This is a genomic window from Enterococcus sp. AZ167 (assembly GCF_051714025.1).
Classification (GTDB): Bacteria; Bacillota; Bacilli; order Lactobacillales; family Enterococcaceae; genus Enterococcus_D; species Enterococcus_D casseliflavus.
In genome coordinates this window covers 2,423,752-2,442,337 of record NZ_JBIORB010000001.1, presented here as the reverse complement: position 1 = coordinate 2,442,337, position 18,586 = coordinate 2,423,752, and the positions used below count along the sequence as shown (strand labels likewise).

General features: G+C 46.3%; 19 protein-coding genes and 1 riboswitch. Of the genes, 1 reads left to right on the top strand and 18 read right to left on the bottom strand.

Annotated elements, in window-relative coordinates; translation table 11 throughout:
* Nucleotides 1-13: 13 nt before the first annotated feature.
* The 11 genes from rsmB to IGJ05_RS11465 all read right to left on the bottom strand — a co-directional run bounded on the left by rsmB (nt 14) and on the right by IGJ05_RS11465 (nt 10,262).
* Nucleotides 14-1,372 carry a 16S rRNA (cytosine(967)-C(5))-methyltransferase RsmB gene (rsmB, locus tag IGJ05_RS11515; RefSeq protein ID WP_208788518.1) on the bottom strand — a complete coding sequence of 453 codons (1,359 nt, stop codon included), beginning with the start codon at nt 1,370-1,372 and terminating at the stop codon, nt 14-16.
* A complete protein-coding gene (gene fmt, locus IGJ05_RS11510) occupies nt 1,362-2,315 on the bottom strand; it encodes a methionyl-tRNA formyltransferase (RefSeq protein WP_086338833.1) in 954 nt (317 codons plus the stop codon). The genes rsmB and fmt overlap by 11 nt, the downstream gene beginning before the upstream one ends.
* Nucleotides 2,308-2,799 carry a peptide deformylase gene (def, locus tag IGJ05_RS11505; RefSeq protein WP_005230314.1) on the bottom strand — a complete coding sequence of 164 codons (492 nt, stop codon included), beginning with the start codon at nt 2,797-2,799 and terminating at the stop codon, nt 2,308-2,310. The genes fmt and def overlap by 8 nt, the downstream gene beginning before the upstream one ends.
* A gap of 10 nt (nt 2,800-2,809) precedes the next feature.
* Nucleotides 2,810-5,212, bottom strand: coding sequence for a primosomal protein N' (gene priA / locus IGJ05_RS11500; protein WP_081117084.1), 2,403 nt, complete (start codon nt 5,210-5,212; stop codon nt 2,810-2,812).
* A 128-nt stretch (nt 5,213-5,340) separates the two neighbouring features.
* Nucleotides 5,341-5,646, bottom strand: coding sequence for a DNA-directed RNA polymerase subunit omega (gene rpoZ, locus IGJ05_RS11495; protein WP_005232977.1), 306 nt, complete (start codon nt 5,644-5,646; stop codon nt 5,341-5,343).
* Nucleotides 5,647-5,651: 5 nt separating this feature from the next.
* Entirely contained in the window at nt 5,652-6,266 is a 615-nt protein-coding gene (gmk, locus tag IGJ05_RS11490; RefSeq protein ID WP_005230308.1) for a guanylate kinase, read from the bottom strand.
* A gap of 124 nt (nt 6,267-6,390) precedes the next feature.
* Complete coding sequence (locus IGJ05_RS11485; protein ID WP_005230307.1) at nt 6,391-6,672, bottom strand: hypothetical protein; 282 nt, start codon at nt 6,670-6,672, stop codon at nt 6,391-6,393.
* 13 nt (nt 6,673-6,685) lie between these two features.
* On the bottom strand, nt 6,686-7,570 hold the full coding sequence (locus IGJ05_RS11480; RefSeq protein WP_081117083.1) for a YicC/YloC family endoribonuclease: 885 nt from the start codon (nt 7,568-7,570) through the stop codon (nt 6,686-6,688).
* 27 nt (nt 7,571-7,597) lie between these two features.
* Nucleotides 7,598-7,813 carry a YdbC family protein gene (locus IGJ05_RS11475; RefSeq protein WP_005230288.1) on the bottom strand — a complete coding sequence of 72 codons (216 nt, stop codon included), beginning with the start codon at nt 7,811-7,813 and terminating at the stop codon, nt 7,598-7,600.
* Nucleotides 7,806-9,470, bottom strand: coding sequence for a patatin-like phospholipase family protein (locus tag IGJ05_RS11470; protein ID WP_208788519.1), 1,665 nt, complete (start codon nt 9,468-9,470; stop codon nt 7,806-7,808). Before IGJ05_RS11470 ends, IGJ05_RS11475 begins: the two co-directional genes overlap by 8 nt.
* A 75-nt stretch (nt 9,471-9,545) precedes the next feature.
* Nucleotides 9,546-10,262: a class A sortase gene (locus tag IGJ05_RS11465; RefSeq protein WP_005230283.1), complete on the bottom strand. Its 717-nt coding sequence runs from the start codon at nt 10,260-10,262 to the stop codon at nt 9,546-9,548.
* A gap of 231 nt (nt 10,263-10,493) precedes the next feature.
* Between IGJ05_RS11465 and IGJ05_RS11460 the strand changes: the two genes are divergently transcribed.
* Nucleotides 10,494-11,282 carry a hypothetical protein gene (locus IGJ05_RS11460; protein ID WP_081117081.1) on the top strand — a complete coding sequence of 263 codons (789 nt, stop codon included), beginning with the start codon at nt 10,494-10,496 and terminating at the stop codon, nt 11,280-11,282.
* Between the two features lie 55 nt (nt 11,283-11,337).
* Here IGJ05_RS11460 and thiT read toward each other — a convergent pair whose 3' ends face one another.
* The 7 genes from thiT to IGJ05_RS11425 form a co-directional block, all read right to left on the bottom strand.
* Entirely contained in the window at nt 11,338-11,910 is a 573-nt protein-coding gene (gene thiT, locus IGJ05_RS11455; protein WP_081117080.1) for an energy-coupled thiamine transporter ThiT, read from the bottom strand.
* 52 nt (nt 11,911-11,962) lie between these two features.
* A riboswitch (TPP riboswitch) is annotated at nt 11,963-12,064 on the bottom strand.
* Between the two features lie 182 nt (nt 12,065-12,246).
* Entirely contained in the window at nt 12,247-13,221 is a 975-nt protein-coding gene (locus IGJ05_RS11450) for a ribose-phosphate diphosphokinase (protein WP_005230276.1), read from the bottom strand.
* A 115-nt stretch (nt 13,222-13,336) separates the two neighbouring features.
* Entirely contained in the window at nt 13,337-14,710 is a 1,374-nt protein-coding gene (glmU, locus tag IGJ05_RS11445) for a bifunctional UDP-N-acetylglucosamine diphosphorylase/glucosamine-1-phosphate N-acetyltransferase GlmU (protein ID WP_266166725.1), read from the bottom strand.
* A gap of 179 nt (nt 14,711-14,889) precedes the next feature.
* Nucleotides 14,890-15,714, bottom strand: a complete 825-nt coding sequence (gene purR, locus IGJ05_RS11440; RefSeq protein ID WP_005230273.1) for a pur operon repressor — start codon at nt 15,712-15,714, stop codon at nt 14,890-14,892.
* 151 nt (nt 15,715-15,865) lie between these two features.
* Nucleotides 15,866-16,696, bottom strand: coding sequence for a metal ABC transporter permease (locus IGJ05_RS11435; protein ID WP_005230272.1), 831 nt, complete (start codon nt 16,694-16,696; stop codon nt 15,866-15,868).
* Nucleotides 16,669-17,349, bottom strand: coding sequence for a metal ABC transporter ATP-binding protein (locus IGJ05_RS11430; protein WP_005232967.1), 681 nt, complete (start codon nt 17,347-17,349; stop codon nt 16,669-16,671). The genes IGJ05_RS11435 and IGJ05_RS11430 overlap by 28 nt, the downstream gene beginning before the upstream one ends.
* A gap of 12 nt (nt 17,350-17,361) precedes the next feature.
* Nucleotides 17,362-18,321 (bottom strand): metal ABC transporter substrate-binding protein, encoded by a 960-nt coding sequence (locus IGJ05_RS11425; protein WP_034696266.1) that lies wholly within the window; start codon nt 18,319-18,321, stop codon nt 17,362-17,364.
* Nucleotides 18,322-18,586: the final 265 nt, after the last annotated feature.

The window sequence follows — 18,586 nt, the reverse complement described above, 5'->3', positions numbered from 1 at the left end:
TTCTTTCACCTCGTTACTTTTTGCGTAGACAACTGATAAAAAAGCCATCTGTCATAAAATCTTGCGGATAGATCGTCAACATATCCTCTTGAACCGCTTCGGCTGCCAGCGGTCCTACCGCAAGAGGCATTTGCTCAAATTCAGGATGGTCAGCGAGAAACGCTGCCACGACTTGTTGATTTTCTTCCGCTAGAATCGTGCATGTGCTGTAGACCATTATACCCGATTTTTTCAGGGTTGGGGCGGCACTTTCCAAAATCTCTCGCTGAATCTGCGGCAAGCGTTGGAAATCGGCTTCCGTCTTGCTGTATTTGATGTCCGGTTTACGGCGCATCAACCCTAATCCAGAACAAGGGGCATCCACTAAGATACGATCAAATTGTTCGGGTACAAAGGTTTGAGCCGTCTCCCGCGCATCCATCACGCGGGTCTCCACAACTGCTTCGACGCCTAAACGTTGGGCATTTTGCTGAATCAGCTTAACCTTATGGGCATGGATATCCAATGCTGTCACTTTGCCGCCCTCTGCGGCAGACAAGAAGGCAGCGATATGGGTCGTTTTGCCTCCTGGTGCTGCGCAGGCATCCAGTACTTGATGGTCTCGGGCTACTTGTAAAACGGGGGCAACCAGCATCGAACTTTCATCTTGGATCGTCAGTAAACCTTCTTTGTAGAGGGACGAGCCCGCCATAAAGCCTTTGTCAGCCACAACCCCATAGGGGGAAAGCTCACTTGGTCGTGCGTCGATGCCTTCTTCTTGTAGCCGTTCGATCGCTGCTGCTTGCGAGATGCGCTGCAGATCGATACGACCACTGGCATGATTGGGTTCAAATAGGGCATAGCCCAGCTCACTGGTTTCTTCGATCCCAATTTGTTTGACTAGTTTCTTCGTTAGCCACAGGGGCAAACTGATTTCCGTTGCTAAACGTTCCATTGGGTCTTTGATCAATGCCAAGTCTGGCACTCCTTGTCGTTGGATCGTGCGCAGGACGCCATTGACGAATTTTCCAGTTCCCGGATTGCCTTTGGCTTTCGCAATATCCACGGCTTCATGAATGATGGCATGGGCGGGTACTTTATCGAGATACAGCATCTGATACAAGGAAAGCCGCAGCAGCGTTTTGACCCACGGGTCAACTTTGCGGGCATTTTTAATAAACCGATCCAAATAATAATCCAATAAAAGCTGACGACTGATGGTGCCGTACACCAATTCAGTCAATAAGCGACCGTCTTTGTCATTTAAACGCCCTTGATTCATCAATTCCCGCAGCAGTAGATTGGAATAAGCGCCGCCTTTTTCGATTCGCAACAACGCTTCTAGTGCCACAAAGCGCACTGTATATTGTATGTCTCCAAGATTACGCTTCATAGGTACCTACCTGATCCCCTTTTTGAATCTGTTGTCCACTGCCGTTTAAGAATGCGGCAATGTCTTGTCGGCCTTTTCCAGCTGGCTGCAATTCATCGATAGCCAATACCGTGCCTTCCCCACAAGCGATCAGCAACGTTTTTTTCGTCCGTTCAATGATCGTTCCTGGTTCGGCTGTCGTCGTTTGCTCCAGCGGTGTTACTTGCCAAAGTTTCCAGCGGTTGCCATTTTGTGTCGTAAAGGCGATCGGCCATGGTCGCATGCCTCGGACTTGGGCATCGATTTGCACCGCCGTTTTCTGCCAGTCGATGGCTTCTTGTTCACGGCTGATATTTGGTGAAAAGGTGACTTTTGCTTCTTCTTGCGGGACAGGCTGCAGCTCTCCTGACAAGATTTTCGGCACAGTTTCCAGCAGCAAGTCTTTGCCTAATAGGCTCAACTTATCAAACATCGTCCCCACATCATCTTGGGCCGTGATCGGCAAACGAGCTTGAGCAAAAATACCGCCAGCATCCATTTTTTTGATCATTTCCATGATGGTTACACCCGTTTCTTGCTCCCCTTCCATGATGGCATAATGCACAGGAGCCCCGCCACGGTATTTCGGTAGTAGGGATGCATGAACGTTGATAGCGCCATGCTTTGGTACTTCTAGTAACGCACTAGGTAAAAATTGGCCGAAAGCTGCCGTGATCAGCAGGTCAGGTGCTAAAGCTTGAATCTGCTCCATTTCTGGTGACCCACTGATTTTTTCTGGTTGTAAAACCAACAAGCCATGCTTCATCGCCGCTTCTTTAACGGGGGTCGGAGTGATGGTTTTTTTGCGACCGACGGGACGATCCGGCTGGGTCACGACTGCTGCCACTTCATAGCCAGCTTCAAGCAAGCCTTCTAAAATTGGGACGGAAAACGCCGGGGTACCCATAAAGACGATTTTAGTCATTTTCATGTTCCTCCATATACTTTTCTAAGTCTTCTTCAGGAATGCGTTCGACGAGCTTGTCGACAAACAGCACGCCATTTAAATGATCGATCTCATGCTGCATCGCACGCGCCAAGTAGCCGAATGCTTCCACTTCCATTTCCTCTCCTTCTCGGTCGAAATAGCGGACAGTGATCTCGTCTGCTCGTTTGACGGTCCCAAAGGTGTGGGGAATACTCAGGCAGCCTTCCACATCAAGGGATTCACCAGAAGAAGCGATGATCTCAGGGTTGATCATTTCAAAGCGGTCGTCTTCTTCGACTTCCACGATCGCCACTTGCAGGTTTTTGCCGACTTGCGGTGCGGCAATACCGATCCCGTCGTGGGCGACCATCGTTTCATAAAGGTCGTCTAGTAGCTGAACGAGCTCATCGGTAATTACTTTGACGGGTTTTGCTTGCCGACGAAGACGTTCATCGGGGGTGATAATAATAGGATAACGCATATTTTCTCCTCTAAATAAAATTCAACGGCTCTTGGTCAATCGACACGTACAATCCTTTGCGCTGATCGATTTGACTTTGATCCAACAGACGGGTCAACAAAGCAGGTAGCTGCGGTTCATTTTTGTATTTAATGATCAATTGGTAGTAATAACGGTTTTTCACCCGTAAAATCGCACTGGGTGCCGGACCCAACAAAATACTTTGCGGTGACAGCTCCTGCTGCAGATCCCGCGCGATCGCAAACATCTTCTGAGCTGCGACTTGCTCTTCGGGATGACTGCAGGTGATTTTGACGGTGAAATAATACGGTGGATAGCCGCTTTGGTGCCGCATCCACATCTCTTTTTGATAGAAATCTTCGTAATCTTGCGACTGCGCCAATTGGATAGCGTAGTGCTCAGGGTTGAATGTTTGAATCACCACTTCGCCGGTTTTTTCTGCCCGACCTGCCCGACCACTGACCTGAGTCAACAGCTGGAACGTCCGTTCACTCGAACGAAAATCTGGCAAATTCAAGGCGGTATCGGCATTCAAGACCCCTACCAGTGTGATATCAGGGAAATCCAAGCCTTTGGCGATCATTTGAGTCCCTAACAAAATATCCGCTTTTTTCTCCCCAAACAAGGTCAAGATTTTTTCATGGGCGCCTTTTTTGCGGGTGGTATCGACATCCATCCGTAAGACCCGCGCTTCGGGAAACAGTTCTTTCAACTCTTCTTCCACTTTTTGCGTGCCCGTTCCGTAATACCGAATCTTGTCTGCATTGCAGTTGGGGCAACGATGGGGGATGTGTTCTTCATGTCCGCAATAATGACAGCGCATCGTTTTGGTATCCATATGCAGCGTCAAGGAGATGTCGCAATTTGGGCAAGGCAAAACATACCCACAATCGCGGCACATCACGAAGGAAGAGTAGCCGCGCCGATTCAGCAGCAAGACGATCTGTTCTTTGCGGGCCAAGCGGTCTGTGATTTTTTCCTGTAACGGACGAGAAAAGGTTTGATACTTTTTATTGGCAAATTCGGTACGCATATCCACGACTTCGATCTGCGGTAATTGCGCACTGGTTTTTGCCCGCTGATTCAATTTCAATAAGCGGTAGACCTCTTTTTGCGCCCGGGCACGAGATTCCAATGACGGCGTCGCACTGCCTAACACCACTGGACAGTGATGGTACTGGCTGCGCCAAATCGCTAAATCTCTCGCATGGTAACGAGGGGCTTCATCTTGCTTGTAGGAGGCTTCGTGCTCCTCATCGACGATGATGCCCCCGATGTTTTTCAACGGAGCAAAAATCGCCGAGCGGGCGCCAACCACCACCTGAGCCTCCCCACGTTCGATCTTACGCCATTCATCGTATTTTTCACCTTGGGACAAGCCGCTGTGTAAAACAGCCACTGCGTCGCCGAGACGGCTTTTAAAGCGTTCGACCATTTGCGGAGTCAACGCGATCTCTGGCACGAGCATGATCGCGGTTTTGCCTTGTTTCAGCAATTGGGCGATCGCTTGCAGATAGACTTCTGTTTTTCCACTGCCGGTGATCCCTTCCAGTAAAAAAGTCTGTGCCTCTTGGTTATCCGCACAAGCAGTGATTTGCGCTACTGCAGCTGCCTGTTCTTCATTTAATTCAAGCGGGACCGTTTTTTGAAATTGACGGTCTTTGTAAGGATCACGGTAGGCTTCAACTTCCGTAAAGGTCAGCCAACCAGCTTCTTGCGCTTGGTTCAAAGCCGCGGTGGAAATCCCTTGTTCGGTAAAAAAGGAAACCGGCAAGCGGGCTTCCTCTGTCAAAATCTGTAAGATTTCCAGCTTGCGTTTGGCTCCTTTGCGCAGCTGTTGCTGGACGGCGGGGATTTCTGCTGGATCGATCTTGCGTTCAATGTAACGGGTCATTTTCGCTTTGTTTTTATTTTTCACGAGATACTGCAATTCAACTACTGCGGCTTCCCGCAAAGGCTTCAACTGCGGCAACAGCCCTGCACTTTCGGCGTCTTGCCAGCTGAGGATGCCGTTTTCGGGAAAATATTCTTTGATGGGATGATTTCCTTCCAGCAAAACGATCTGCTTTTGGTACTCGGCTTTCATCACACTAGGCAGCATCGTCTGCAAGCAAGTGATCTTAAAGGCAAAGGTCGTTTCCTTCATGTAGTCGGCTAATTGGAGAAGTTCTTCATTGACGACAGGCGACAAATCCAACAAACGAACGATTGGTTTTAAGGTCTGCTGCGGTTCGGCAACTTCTGAAAGGCCGACGACGAACCCTTGGATATGGCGGTCGCCCTTGCCAAATGGCACTTCGACCCGCATCCCTGTCTCAATGGCGGCTTGTAATTCTGATGGGATCAGATAGGTAAAAGGCTGATCGGTCTGCATCGTGGGAACATCCACGATCACTTCTGCTATGTACGCCATTTCTTCTCCTCCTTTTAGGTTCTATTTTACTAAATGGGTGGGGGTTTGTCTGTACCCCTTACAAAAATTTAACCATCATCATTCAAAAGAAAAAGCCAGAACACAGGCGTGCTCTAGCTTGCTTTTGTCTATAGCTTTTGTTCGTCGCGGATACGCGCTTCTAATTCTTTTTGTTCTTGGTCTTTTTGCGCTTTGCGCTCTTCTTGTTCCATTTTCAAGCGGGCACGCTTGATTTCTGGATGCGGATCATTAACGACTAATTCCGCTTCGATTTCTTCAAGTGCTTGACCCACGCTTTTCACTGAATCAAAGTTTTCTAGTGTTGCTTGCGCACCGGCATCAAGTTCATGCGCCCGTTTGCTTGCTAAGATCACTAATGAATATTTTGAATTGACACGATCCAACAAAGAATCGATTGAAGGTTTTAACATCATATTTCTTACAGCTCCTCTAACATTTTGATATAGGTTCCGATCACTCGGTCAACGCGAAAATGTTCACTCGAAATAATTTCGCGAATTCGTTGGACTGCCTTAGGTACTTCATCATTGACAACGGCATAATCATATAAAGCCATCATTTCGATTTCTTCACGGGCGACACGCATCCGTTCATCGATCACTTCGGCAGAGTCGGTTCCTCTTCCTGTAATACGAGAGCGTAATTCTGCCAGATCAGGTGGCGTCAGAAAAATAAACACACCATCGGGAACTTTGTCTTTTACTTGTTTTGCCCCTTGCACTTCGATCTCTAAAAACACATCTTTTCCTTGATCCAGTGTCTGTTGGACATAAGATAATGGGGTTCCATAATAATTGCCGACATATTCGGCGTATTCCAGCATTTCACCGGCTTCGATCAAGGCTTCAAATTCTTCACGCGTGCGGAAATAGTAATCGACCCCTTCCACTTCCCCCTCGCGTTTTTGACGAGTGGTCATTGAAACGGAATATTGAAAATCGTTGTCGTCACTCTCAAAAATTGCTTTGCGCACGGTCCCTTTCCCTACTCCGGAAGGTCCTGATAAAACTATAAGTAATCCTCGCTCTGACATAATGACGTCCTTTCACTGACATTTGCTTAACGTCTATTTTGCACTTTTTTTCAGCAACTTTCAAGAACTACTTTATTATAATGGGAATTTCATGAAATTGCTAGTCTACACTTTGGCCGCTTTCTTAAAAGCCCATGTTGCTTAAGGTATTGATGACCCCTGCCAATTCGTCTTTAGCGGTGATCGCTTTTTCAGTAGGATCCGTCACTTCTTGGCAATCGATACGTACGATGTACCGACGATTTAAAGAAACAGCTACGCCATCAACTAATAGATGGAGAAAATCTGGCTCGATGGCTACGCAAGCATCTTCCCACGCAGAGAAATTCTCTTTGTCAGAAGGAATACTGCGCTTAATGACATTTTTTCCGCTTAGTTCGTGAAAGGTGATATCGTAATATTTCATTGGTTCATTCCTCCTACTCGATGTTTTGAACTTGTTCTCTGATTTTTTCAATGATCGTCTTCATTTGGACGACACTGTTTTTGATTTGGATCGGACTTGATTTTGAGCCAATCGTATTGACTTCTCGGTTCATCTCTTGGATCAAGAAATCCAGCTCTCGACCTATCGGTGTCTCAGCTGCCAGCAGCTCCGTCATCGTCGTTAAATGGATACTTAAACGATCCAGTTCTTCGTGGATATCGCCGCGTTCTAATAAAATCGCCAACTCTGTCAGTAAACGATCGCGATCGACTTCTTCCCCTAAATAAGCAGTCAGTTTCTTTTCAAAGCGTTCTTGGTAGTCCGCCTCATAGAGGGCCACGAATTGTTTGAGTTCTGTCAGCTTTTCCTGCAGCTGTCGCTGGTTTTCTTGCAAGATCTGCAAAATGCCTTGCCCTTCCACCCAGCGGCTTTGATCGATCGCTGCCAGCGCTTGATCTAATGCTTCCATCACGCCATCGGCCAAGGTGCTTTCTTCTGGCTCTTGATCAGAGATCGTTAGAAAGGCCTCATGGAGCAAGAATTGTTCCAGCAATGCTGCTTTTGGTAGCTCTGCTAGGTCAAAACGGTCTTTGGCTTCGCTATCGATCTCCTGCATGAAACGTTCCAGCAAGTCCCATTGGATCTCGATCTGTTTCGTATTTGCGGTTTTTTCTTTTAACGTCACATACAATTCGATTCGTCCTCGCTGGAGGGTCTGCTTGATCGACTGCCGTAAAGCACCTTCTAGAGGATTCAATTGTTTGGGCATTCGCAGCTGCAGGTCCAAAAAGCGCTGATTGACACTTTTGATCTCAATTTCGATCTGCACATCTGGTGTTTCTGCACTGCCTTTGCCAAAACCAGTCATACTTTTCATTTGATCACTCCTCACCGTTTTGCTTTCTTACATGGAAAGCAGGGCTTTTTTAAGTTCTGCAAATTCTTCATTGGATAAGGTCACGCCTTTGCCCATCTTCTCGTGCTCTGGGCCCCAATCTCTCAGATCAAATTTTGGCGGGCGCCCATTCCAGCTCACCAAATTCAATTCTTTGCGCCAGCCTCTTTGATTTTCCGAAAGCACGGCGATCTCTTCAACGATTTCATACGAAAATTTATCCATTTTCTGCTCCTTTCAAAAGATAGTGACTATACGCTGCCATTAAAGCAGTCAGTGGGTAACGCCGCCGAATCTGCTGAAGGGCGGGCAGATTCAATTGCTGCGTCCGATAAAAAAAGAAAAAGCGGTTTTGCTCGGACAAGACAAAAAAACGGTCGCGATAATAGCTCAGCCACTCGGTGATCGACCAGGCATCGGCTTCTTCCACTGCCTTTAGCGCAATTTTTTCAGCTAAAGCCGTTAGAATCGTTTCCTGCTCATAAATCACTGTAGGCGCTAGATACAATACTTTCGCGGTACACTCTATCAGTATACGCCCCCACTGCTCAAATGGCACATCCTGTTGATAGAATTTACGCATTTTTTTCCAAAATTCTTTTTTCTTTAGTTCCTGATAAAGCAGCGGGTCTGTCTGGCGCAGCTCTTTCAAAAAGCCCCGCCATAACGGCTGAAAATCAACCGTCCTTTCAAAGGTATACCAATGGCCTTGGTATTTGCCGAACACTTTCAAGGTTTCCAAATAGCCTAAGGTCATATTATCCAGCGAACGCTGGGCATCAAAAACCAAAAAGCTGCCTAAGGACCAAGGAGACCCCAACGAAAGCTGCGCAGTTTCTTCCGTCACAACCGTCCTTTTATTGATGCCAGGTCCTTGGACATCCACGGTGATACATTCCGTTGCCCCTTGCTGGACAGCGACATCGATGGGCAGGTTGTTGCGATAGCCGCCATCGATGTAATAAGCGTCGTTAATTTTTTGCGCCTGCATCGCTGGATAAAATGAAGCGGATGCCAACAACCAATGCAGATTTTCCTCTACTGCGGATGGATCAAAGGCATAAACCGTCTCCTTGAAATCGGGCAGACGAGTCGTACAGATCAGCAAACGACAAGCAGTTTGGCTGAATTTTTCTTGATCAAAGGTCTTTTGCAAAAGCTTTGCCAACGGTTCGGTACTGGCACCGTTGCTTTTGACCGCTTCGCGGACCAGTGAATTGGCTTGATTCATCAAATCTCGCAGTGTTTGGGCACGTACCGAAGCAAGCGGATAGTGCAATACTTGCTCGTTAGAGATATTTGCCCATAAATCGACGGCCGCTTCCACATCGTTCATTAAAATCAAGGCGCCATTCAAGGCACCGACGGAAGTTCCCGTGATCCATTCAAAGGTGATGCCCCGTTCTTGCAGCGCTTGCCAAACACCGATTTGATATGCCCCGTGAGCACCGCCACCTCCTAAAACCAGCGCCGTCTGATAAGCTAGCGCTTTTTGATACCCTTGAGGGACCACCTGATACCCTTGCTGGATAAACCACTCAGCCAAGGGGGGCCGATGAGGAAGCTGCCACAAGACAGCTGCTACAAAACGACTGCGGGCAAAGCTTTCTGTCACGGCTAGCAGTTGTTTCCAAGTAAAATCGGCGGCCGCTTCCACCAGCAGATTGGTGATAGTCAGTGTCTTTTGGTCAAAATCAAACTGCCCAGCAAGGTAAAAACGTCCGTAACGGCTGTCGATCTGCCAGCCCCGCTGCGCTATATCGGCTAGAAAGGCTCGTCGCGCTTTTGAATGCGACTCAAAAAAGGAAAAGACGAGTCGGCTTTCTTGAAACCCTGCCCTTTGTGCAAGAAAATCGATCGAAGTCAGTTTTTTCACTTTCATCAAGACACCTCCTTAAGCAAAAAAGAATAGACGAATGACACGCCAGCTGCCGTACCACTCGAGCTATTCTTTTGATTAAAATGTTCGTTGTGCCATGTTGAATGCCGCCAGCATCTCATCCGTTGCTTCGTCGACAGGCGTTACAGATTCCAGATCACCTTGGATCACACGACGGGTGACACCGCCCATTTCGCCACAGGTGATCAGCGTGATCATTTTACGGCCTTCCACTTCGTCAAGCAAATAGACATCGGTCGGGTCGACCCGTACAGAAGAAGTCGCGGTATACGTGTAAATATTTTCCAGATCGGTCACATAGATAGCCGCCCCGATGGCGACATCATCCAATGGCGTAAACAAAAGCTCTGGCGATTGAGCGCGATGGCTAGCTAGTGCGTAATTGCCTTCCCCCATTTTTTGGGTGGGACTTAACGTACCAGCACCATACAGCAAGGCCTCGTTGGCCAAGCCTTTAAAAATCGGCAGATTGATCCCTACACTAGGAACCGCCACGCCGCCGATCACTGGCAAGGCTTTGTTGCTCAGCTGCGCCCGTAAGACTGCTTCTGAACTCGCCGGCTCCACGGCATCAAAATCAAAGGTCGCTTCCGCTTCCATATTTTTTTCCACATCACTGCGATCAATGGTGCCGACTGCGTATGCTTCACCTGTTTGTTTAATAAAATAATTTTTGATTTGATTATTAAAAATCAATGCTAAACCAATCAATAACAGCAAAAGCAAAAAGAGATTGCTCAGCCAATTCGAAAGTCTGCGTTTCTTTTTTCTCATAGGTTTTCGTCTCCATTAGTTTCTTCTTTTATCATACCAAAATCCTCATAAAGACGCCAATTTTGGCCAGTTTTTTTACGAAAAGACAAGATTTGCCTTTTTTTGTCGAAAAAGGGAACTTAAAAATTGTTTTTTCTGTTATTTTGTAATATAACTTTAAACGAAAAGATACAAGCAATTTTCAGCGCTTTGTTGTAGAATGAACTTAGTATATAGGAGGGATCGATCGGCATGTCTAACACGATTTACGTACATATTGATACAACCAGCAATGCCGTCTTGACCCGCGGGCTTGCCCCCCAAGATTTTAACAAGAGCATCGTCCATCAGCCCAAGAATTTGCTCTTGCTTGATCCTTCCAGTGATTTCGGCGAATTCGACGGTCATACAGGCTTAAAAGTGATACGCGGAATGGAAGACGTCCAACTGTTTTTTCAGCAGATCAACAAAGGTCGTGTTGCCGAAGAAATGAAGTGGATCGATTTTAATGATTACGAGATGGTCAAAGAATTGACGCCTTTAGAGATCTCCGAGTTGTTATATTTTGGCCACATGAAGACACACCTCCACTCCCCTTTCTTTTACAAACTGCAAAATAACTTTGTTTTCTTTGACTTAAAAGATGCACGTTCCCGCGTTTATTATCGCTATTTAGATGAATATTATCGGATCTTGGCGGATCGGATCACCCGCATCGTCTTAGAAAAAATCAATGATCGCCTCTCCTTTTTTAAAAAAGCAACACCGGTGGAAAAGCTCGATTTTAATTTGCTGAAAGAATTGCGGGGAATCATGCAAGAAGGCATCGTCTTTTGTCTAACACAAGAACAATTGATCGACAGAACCTATACGGTCCCGATCTATCTGTCAGAAGATGCTGGCTTAAAAAACACGCTGGTCAATCAAAAAGAGCTGGATCAAATCGCTGTTTTACGCTATTCAGCCAGCAAAAAAAGCTGGTCGTTGGAAATCGACCAAGAAGATCTAGCGTTTGGCTTTATCGACAAAAAAATGTCTTGATGCTTCTCTTTCTCAAAGAGCATCAAGACATTTTTTGATGGTTCCATTTCTAAAACTAAGCTTTCGGGACAAATAATTTCGGGGCTGCCTTGACTAAGAGACCTAGGACGACCCCTACATAAACGATATTGATAATGACCGATGTCCCATTGAAGATCAAGGAATACAGATACGGACTTTGTCCTTTCGGTGCGTACATTCCCCAGACAAAGACCCCAGCCCAATAATGCCAAAACCAACGGCTGATCACCGCCACGATGCCCCCTAAGACGACATACCACGTAACGGTTTTGCTGTTTTGACGGATCGCTTGCTGGATTTTATTAGCAAACAAGCCGCCCATCCCGCCAAAAGCAAAGGCAAAGGGGTATTCAAAGATGATCTGTGGAACGGTGATAAAGTTACGCATGGCGCTACCAATCAAAATATTCAGCAAGCCCCACATAAATCCAGCTGTCATTCCCGGCAGCACTCCGCGACGATACGAATACAAGACCAAGGGCACGAGACCTAGAGACAAGTCGATACTGGAATTGGCTGTCTGGATCGGGATATACGACAAGACGACCCCAATCGCAGCGATCATCGTTCCTTCCGTCCAGACCTGCAGCGACATTTTTCGTTTCAAAAAAAACTCCTCCTTTAGAATCATCACAATTCACAAAGGAGAAGTGTTGGACACTTCAACTCGTCACAATTCCTACGTTCGCATGATCGAAACAGGTACGAAGGGTTTAGAGTACTCTCATTCTCAGCCTTTGCAGACTCCCCTTTGTGATTAGATTCTATTTTATTTTTTGCTTGCATTTCGCAAGTCACTTTCAAGAATACCATAAATTGGTGAAAAGAAACATGACTGCGATCGTTTTTTCTAAAAACATCCTGAAACTCCTCAGAAAAAAAACAGCCAATGAGGGGCTAAAGACCGACCATTGGCTGTTGTTCTCATGCTTATGAGACACGATTAAATTGATAATTTTGATTCAAACAGTGGACTGACTGGTTTGTTCTCATGGATTCGTTTGATCGCTTCGCCCATCAAGGCACCGACACTGATCTCATCGATTTTTTTCGACTTGCGGTCTTCTGGCAAGTGAATCGAATCTGTCACAACTAGATGCTCAATGGCAGAATCTTCGATCCGTTCCAAGGCAGGTCCTGACAAGACAGGGTGGGTACATGAGGCGTAAACACTTTTAGCACCTGCTTGTTTCAACGCATTCGCAGCCAATGTGATGGTACCAGCAGTATCGATCATGTCGTCGATCAAGACACAAGTTTTGCCCTCAACATGACCAATGATATTCATGACTTCTGCTACGTTGGCTTTCGGACGACGTTTGTCGATGATCGCGATTGGTGACTTAAGAAACTCAGCTAATTTACGGGCACGAGTCACGCCCCCGTGGTCTGGTGAAACGACGACGACGTCATCGCCTTGAATGCCTCTTTCCAAGAAGTAGTTGGCGATCAATGGTGCACCCATCAAGTGGTCAACTGGGATATCAAAGAACCCTTGAATCTGTGAGGCATGCAAATCCAGTGTAACCATGCGGTTCGCACCGGCTTTTTCGATCATGTTTGCCACAAGTTTTGCGGTGATTGGTTCTCTTGATCGCGCTTTGCGGTCTTGTCTTGCATAACCATAATAAGGCATTACTACATTGATCGTCTTCGCACTGGCGCGCTTCAAAGCATCGATCATGATCAGCAATTCCATTAAGTTATCGTTTACAGGGCTGCTGGTTGATTGAATCACGTAGACGTGGGCACCACGAATACTTTCTTCAATATTCACTTGGATTTCACCATCGCTAAATTGTTTGACTGAACACTTACCTAATTCAACACCTACTGCAGCTGCGATTTTTTCCGCCAAAGGACGATTTGAGTTCAGAGAAAAAATCTTCAATCTTGGATCAAAATAATGATTTGACATGAGAACCTCCACTTTCTTTGCGTTCATCTAGAAAAAAATGACTCCTTTTACTAGAATCTTCTTCCTAATAAATAGTAGTCATTTTTCCTTAAGAAATCAAGTCATTTCGCTATTTCTAATTTAGATAAGGCAACTTTTTCGCGTAATCCGCTTTATTTTCCTGACGGGCGCGGGCAATCGCCATACTGTGTTTAGGAATATCTTTGGTGATCGTTGAGCCAGCAGCGATCATCGTTTCCTCTTCGATGGTCAATGGCGCAACTAGATTGGAGCCAGAGCCGATAAAGCAATTGTCGCCGACAGTCGTTTTGAATTTGCTCTTGCCGTCATAATTAACAAAGACTACGCCGCAACCGACATTGATGTTTTTGCCTAAGGTCGCATCGCCAACATAAGACAAGTGTCCGACTTTGCTGCCTTCACCAATCGTCGCATTTTTGACCTCCACAAAGTTCCCGATATGGGCATGGGCCAAAATTTCCGCATTAGGACGAAGATGGGCATTGGGACCGACATCGGCGCCATCATGAATGATGCTCTCCTCGATCGTCGATGCCTTGATCGTCACTTGGTTGCCGATCTTGCTGTCTTCTATTTCAGAAGCTGCCGTAATGACACAGTCTTCTCCGATCGTCGTCTTCCCTTTGATGGTGACACCGGCTTCGATCAGAGTATCTGAGCCGATCACAACACCTTCGTCGATATAAGTCGTTGCCGGATCGATCAAGGTCACGCCATTTTGCATGTGCTGACGATTGATCCGCTGACGCATCAAGCGATTGGCTTCGGCTAAGGCGATGCGGTCATTGACTCCTAATGATTCATGAAAATCTTCGGTTTGATAAGCAGCGATGATTTTGCCGTCTTCCTTTAAGATCTCGATGATATCAGTCAAGTAGTACTCCCCTTGGGCATTGTCCGTATCTAATTTTGCCAAGGCGTCAAATAACAATTCATTGTCGAAGCAATACGTCCCTGTATTGATTTCTTGGATCAGCGCTTCTTCGATCGATGCATCTTTTTGCTCAACGATTTTCTCCACGATACCGACACGATCCCGCACGATTCGGCCATAGCCTGTTGGGTCTGCCGCTTGCGCCGTTAAGATCGTCGCCGACGCATTTTTCTCTTGGTGGTAATCGAACAAGTTATTCAAGGTTTCCGTCGTCAATAACGGTGTATCCCCACTGATCACTAAGGTCGTCCCTTTTTTGCCTTTTAAAAACGATTCGGCTTGAACGACGGCATGGCCAGTACCCAATTGTTCGGCTTGTAAGGCATAGTTGGTGCGATCCCCCAGCTGCTCTTTGACCATTTCTGCCCCGTGACCGACGATCGTCACGATCTCTTCAGGATTTGTTTCCACCACTCGATTCATGATGTGCTCCACCATTGGTTTGCCACAAACAGGATGTAACACTTTATATAACTTCGATTTCATGCGCGTGCCTTTTCCAGCCGCTAAAATTATTGCAAAACGTGCGTCCACGTATTCCACTCCTATCAATCTGAACGATTTTTGTTCATTGAATTTCCTATAAACAGTTTAGCCCAAGTACTTGTAAATTTCAACGATTTAAGGAATCCCCACCTAGACCAATCAAAAAAAAGACTGGCGGCCGCCGTTTAAAAAACAGCTGCTTGCGCCAGTCTAAGAGCCACAAAAAATCAGGCTTTTTTCTCAAAGTAATTTCCCGGTACTACCGAGATCGTTTTGGTCTGGGTATCGACATCTTCAACATACAGCAGAGAACTGTAATCGCTGATGGCCCGCTTGCCTTTGAATTTCGTTTCGGCAAAAACCGTAATACCGACTAATTCGGCTTCAAATTCTTCAATCAAGCTCTTCATCCCATTGACCGTGCCGCCGCCTTTCATAAAGTCATCGACCACCAATACTCTAGAGCCGCGCTTTAAGCTGCGCTTGGATAATTCCATTTTTTCGATGCGCTCTGAAGAACCAGAGACATAATTGACACTCACGGTCGAGCCTTCAGTGATCTTGGAATCACGACGCACGATCACGAAGGGAACATTCAAGTAGTAAGAGACTGCTTGAGCGATCGGCACTCCTTTAGTAGCAACGGTCATCACCGCATCGATTTGTTCGCCTAAATATTTGGAAGCGATGATGCGGCCGACTTGGCGCAGCAATTCCGGTTCGCCTAATAAGTCAGATAGATAAACATAGCCGCCAGGCAACAAACGGTCTTGCTCAGACAAGCGTTCTGCCAGCCCTTCGACGTACGCATACGCTTCTTCTTCAGAAATTTCAGGCACAAAAAAAACACCGCCAGCAGCGCCTGGCACGGTATCAAGAATGCCTGTTCCTCGTTCTTTAAAGGTCTTTTTGATAATAGATAAATCTTCGCTAATCGATGATTTTGCAGAGGCATATCGTTTAGAAAAGAAGGACAATGAAATCAATTCATGTGGATGATTCAACAAGTAATGTGTCATATCGATCAGTCGTTCACTTCGACGTATTTTCACACCGGACAACTCCTTTAGTTTATTCGCCTTATTATAAGGCTTTTTCGGGATAAATGCGAGCATTATCTAAAATATTGCTTATATTGTTCGGTTTTGATTAGAGTTTAAAAAAAAGAAACGAAAATTCTTCGTTTCTTTTTCATAAAGCCCTTTATTTTAGGCGTTGTTTTCGTTGGACGAGGATCACGATGCGTTTGATCAAATTGATCACTAAGAAAAGAGCGATAAAAACCAGCGTGATCGTCGCACCCGGTGGTGTGTCCAAATAAAAGGAACTGGTCAAACCAGACATCATCCCAATCATGCCGATCACGACACTGATCAAAATCACGGCATTGAAGCTCTTGCCTAAACGCATACTGATGGCAGCTGGTAAAACCATGATCGCAGAGATCAACAATGCACCCGCAATCGGGATCATCATGGCGATTGCCACCCCCGTCAAGACATTAAAGAGCATCGACATCACTCGCACAGGCAAGCCATCGACATGGGCGGTATCTTCATCAAAGGTCAAAATGTACATGGGCCGTTTGAATAAGAAGAATAAAGCAAAAACGACTAAAAACAAAAAGCCTAAGATCCAGACTTGTTCTTGTGTGATCGTAACGATCGACCCAAACAAATACGATTGGATACTCGTTGCGGAGTTCCCCCCGCTAAGGTTCATCAAGACGAGGGCTAACGCTAAGCCGCCAGACATCAAAATGGCGATCGAGATCTCTGAATAACTGCGGTACAGTGTTCGCAAGTATTCCAAAATGATTGCGGCAATGACTACGATCAATAGCGTCGTCAAACTCGGATTTAGATTTAGAAAGAAGCCCAGTGCCACCCCTGCTAAAGAGACATGGGACAGCGTATCAGCCATCAATGACTGTCGCCGAATCACTAGAAAGACCCCCAGCATCGGTGCGATACCAGCAATAAAAATTGCCGCAAGAAAAGCTCTTCTCATGAATTCATATGAAAGCAACGCCATGGTGAATCCTCCTTCCGCACTAAACGGATCTGACGGTCCGCGTATTCTTTGATATCTTCGTGATCATGGGTGATCATCAAAATCGACTTGCCGTGGTCATGAGCATTGTGCCGTAGCAGTTCATAAAACAGATTGCGGGATTGTTCATCCATCCCCGTAGTCGGTTCATCTAAAATAAATAAATCAGGGTCCGTGGCAAAGACCCGTGCCAAGCTGATCCGCTGCTTTTGGCCACCGGACAACTCGCCGATCCGTTTATGACGCACGTCCCACATCCCGACAGCATCTAATGCACGGCGGACATGTTCATGGTCTCGTTTCGTCAAGCGCTTGAACCAGCGATCTCTTGGGTAGCGGCCCGATTGGACCAATTCCAAAACGGTGCTGGGGAACCCGACGTTAAAGGAAGCAATCTGCTGAGGAATGTAGCCGATGCTTAATTTTTCACCAGCAGCATTTTTGGTCGCCAAGGTGACTGCTCCTTTAGAAGGTTTCAACAAACCAAGGGTTGCTTTGATCAAAGTAGATTTTGCCGCCCCATTTTCGCCAGTCAAAATCACGAATTCGCCGTCTTCGACAAAGTAGGAAATGTCTTCCAAGACGGGCTCATCATCATAATAAAAGGTCAAATCTTTTACATCGATATAACGCACGCAGGCGCCTCCTTAGTGAATACTTTTTTGTAATGCTGCCAAATTGTCTTCCATTACAGACAGGTATGTTTCGCCGTTATCCATCTGCTCTTGCGTCAAGCTTTCTAATGGATTCAAGACCGCCAGCTCCACTCCTGTTTCAGACGCTAAGGTCTCAGCCACCTTCGATGACGCGTTTTCTTCAAAATAGATAACTTTGACTTGTTTTTCTTCTACATATTCTTTCAGCTCAGCCAACCGACTTGGTGTTGGTTCTTGATCGGGTGAAATGCCCGAAATCGATTCTTCGACTAAATCATACTGCCGTGCCAAATAGCCAAAGGCTGCGTGCTGCGTAACGAAGGTTCGTTGGGTCGCATCCTTTAACGCCGCTTGGTAGGCTTCATCTAGAGCAGAAAGCTTTTCGATATAGGCAGCTGCATTTTCCGTGAAAGTTGCCTTTTGCTCAGGAAACTTCGCAATCAAGTCATCGCGGATCGTTTCTACTTCTTGGATCGCTAAGACTGGGTCGGTCCAAACATGAGGATCGTACGTATGATCATGGCCTTCATGGCTGTCTTCGCTTTCGTGATCATGCGCGTCATGATCTTCCTCCTCTGTGCCTTCCACCAACTGAATGTTTTTGGCTGCTTCAATCACGGCTGTTTGCTCAGGATCGACGGAATCCGTCAAACTAGCGACCCAAGTTTCTAGCTCAGGACTATTGTAGACAAAGGCATCTGCATCCATGATTTTGGTCATATCTTTGGCACTTGGCTCATAGTCATGGGGTTCGGTTCCTGCAGGGATCAACAAGGAGACCTCTGCTGCGTCGCCTACGACTTCTTTCGTAAATTCGTACATTGGATAAAACGTCGTGACGATCGACAGCTTCTCTGTGTCACTCGATTGGCTTGTCGCTTCTTGCTGCCCACAAGCGCCAAGAAGCACGCCCCCTAAAAGGAGTGCTGTAGTAAGTAAGATTTTTTTCATCGGGATTTCCCCTTCCATTTGCTGGCTCTTCTTTTTATTTTAAAACGGAACAACTCCGTTTTGTTAGCAAAAGTTACTCTATCAAATGATTTCCGGTTCGTCAAGACAAATCGTACGTTTTACGATTTAAAACTTTTATTTCGAGATAAATCGGAAAACATAGGAGAAAACGTTCATTTGAAGCGGATTCTTCACTCAGGAACTTAGCCATATTTTACACCATTCGCCATGCGCCCCTGCTGTACCAGCTTGAAAAATTAGAGAG

Excerpts from the sequence above, each read along its gene's own strand:
- IGJ05_RS11480 (WP_081117083.1), bottom strand. The coding sequence starts at position 7,570 with ATGAAAAGTATGACTGGTTTTGGCAAAGGCAGTGCAGAAACACCAGAT.
- IGJ05_RS11460 (WP_081117081.1), top strand. The coding sequence starts at position 10,494 with ATGTCTAACACGATTTACGTACATATTGATACAACCAGCAATGCCGTC.
- IGJ05_RS11450 (WP_005230276.1), bottom strand. The coding sequence starts at position 13,221 with ATGTCAAATCATTATTTTGATCCAAGATTGAAGATTTTTTCTCTGAAC.
- IGJ05_RS11485 (WP_005230307.1), bottom strand. The coding sequence starts at position 6,672 with ATGAAATATTACGATATCACCTTTCACGAACTAAGCGGAAAAAATGTC.
- rsmB (WP_208788518.1), bottom strand. The coding sequence starts at position 1,372 with ATGAAGCGTAATCTTGGAGACATACAATATACAGTGCGCTTTGTGGCA.
- IGJ05_RS11470 (WP_208788519.1), bottom strand. The coding sequence starts at position 9,470 with ATGAAAGTGAAAAAACTGACTTCGATCGATTTTCTTGCACAAAGGGCA.
- IGJ05_RS11465 (WP_005230283.1), bottom strand. The coding sequence starts at position 10,262 with ATGAGAAAAAAGAAACGCAGACTTTCGAATTGGCTGAGCAATCTCTTT.
- priA (WP_081117084.1), bottom strand. The coding sequence starts at position 5,212 with ATGGCGTACATAGCAGAAGTGATCGTGGATGTTCCCACGATGCAGACC.
- IGJ05_RS11435 (WP_005230272.1), bottom strand. The coding sequence starts at position 16,696 with ATGGCGTTGCTTTCATATGAATTCATGAGAAGAGCTTTTCTTGCGGCA.
- rpoZ (WP_005232977.1), bottom strand. The coding sequence starts at position 5,646 with ATGATGTTAAAACCTTCAATCGATTCTTTGTTGGATCGTGTCAATTCA.
- IGJ05_RS11475 (WP_005230288.1), bottom strand. The coding sequence starts at position 7,813 with ATGGATAAATTTTCGTATGAAATCGTTGAAGAGATCGCCGTGCTTTCG.
- def (WP_005230314.1), bottom strand. The coding sequence starts at position 2,799 with ATGCGTTATCCTATTATTATCACCCCCGATGAACGTCTTCGTCGGCAA.
- fmt (WP_086338833.1), bottom strand. The coding sequence starts at position 2,315 with ATGACTAAAATCGTCTTTATGGGTACCCCGGCGTTTTCCGTCCCAATT.
- IGJ05_RS11425 (WP_034696266.1), bottom strand. The coding sequence starts at position 18,321 with ATGAAAAAAATCTTACTTACTACAGCACTCCTTTTAGGGGGCGTGCTT.
- gmk (WP_005230308.1), bottom strand. The coding sequence starts at position 6,266 with ATGTCAGAGCGAGGATTACTTATAGTTTTATCAGGACCTTCCGGAGTA.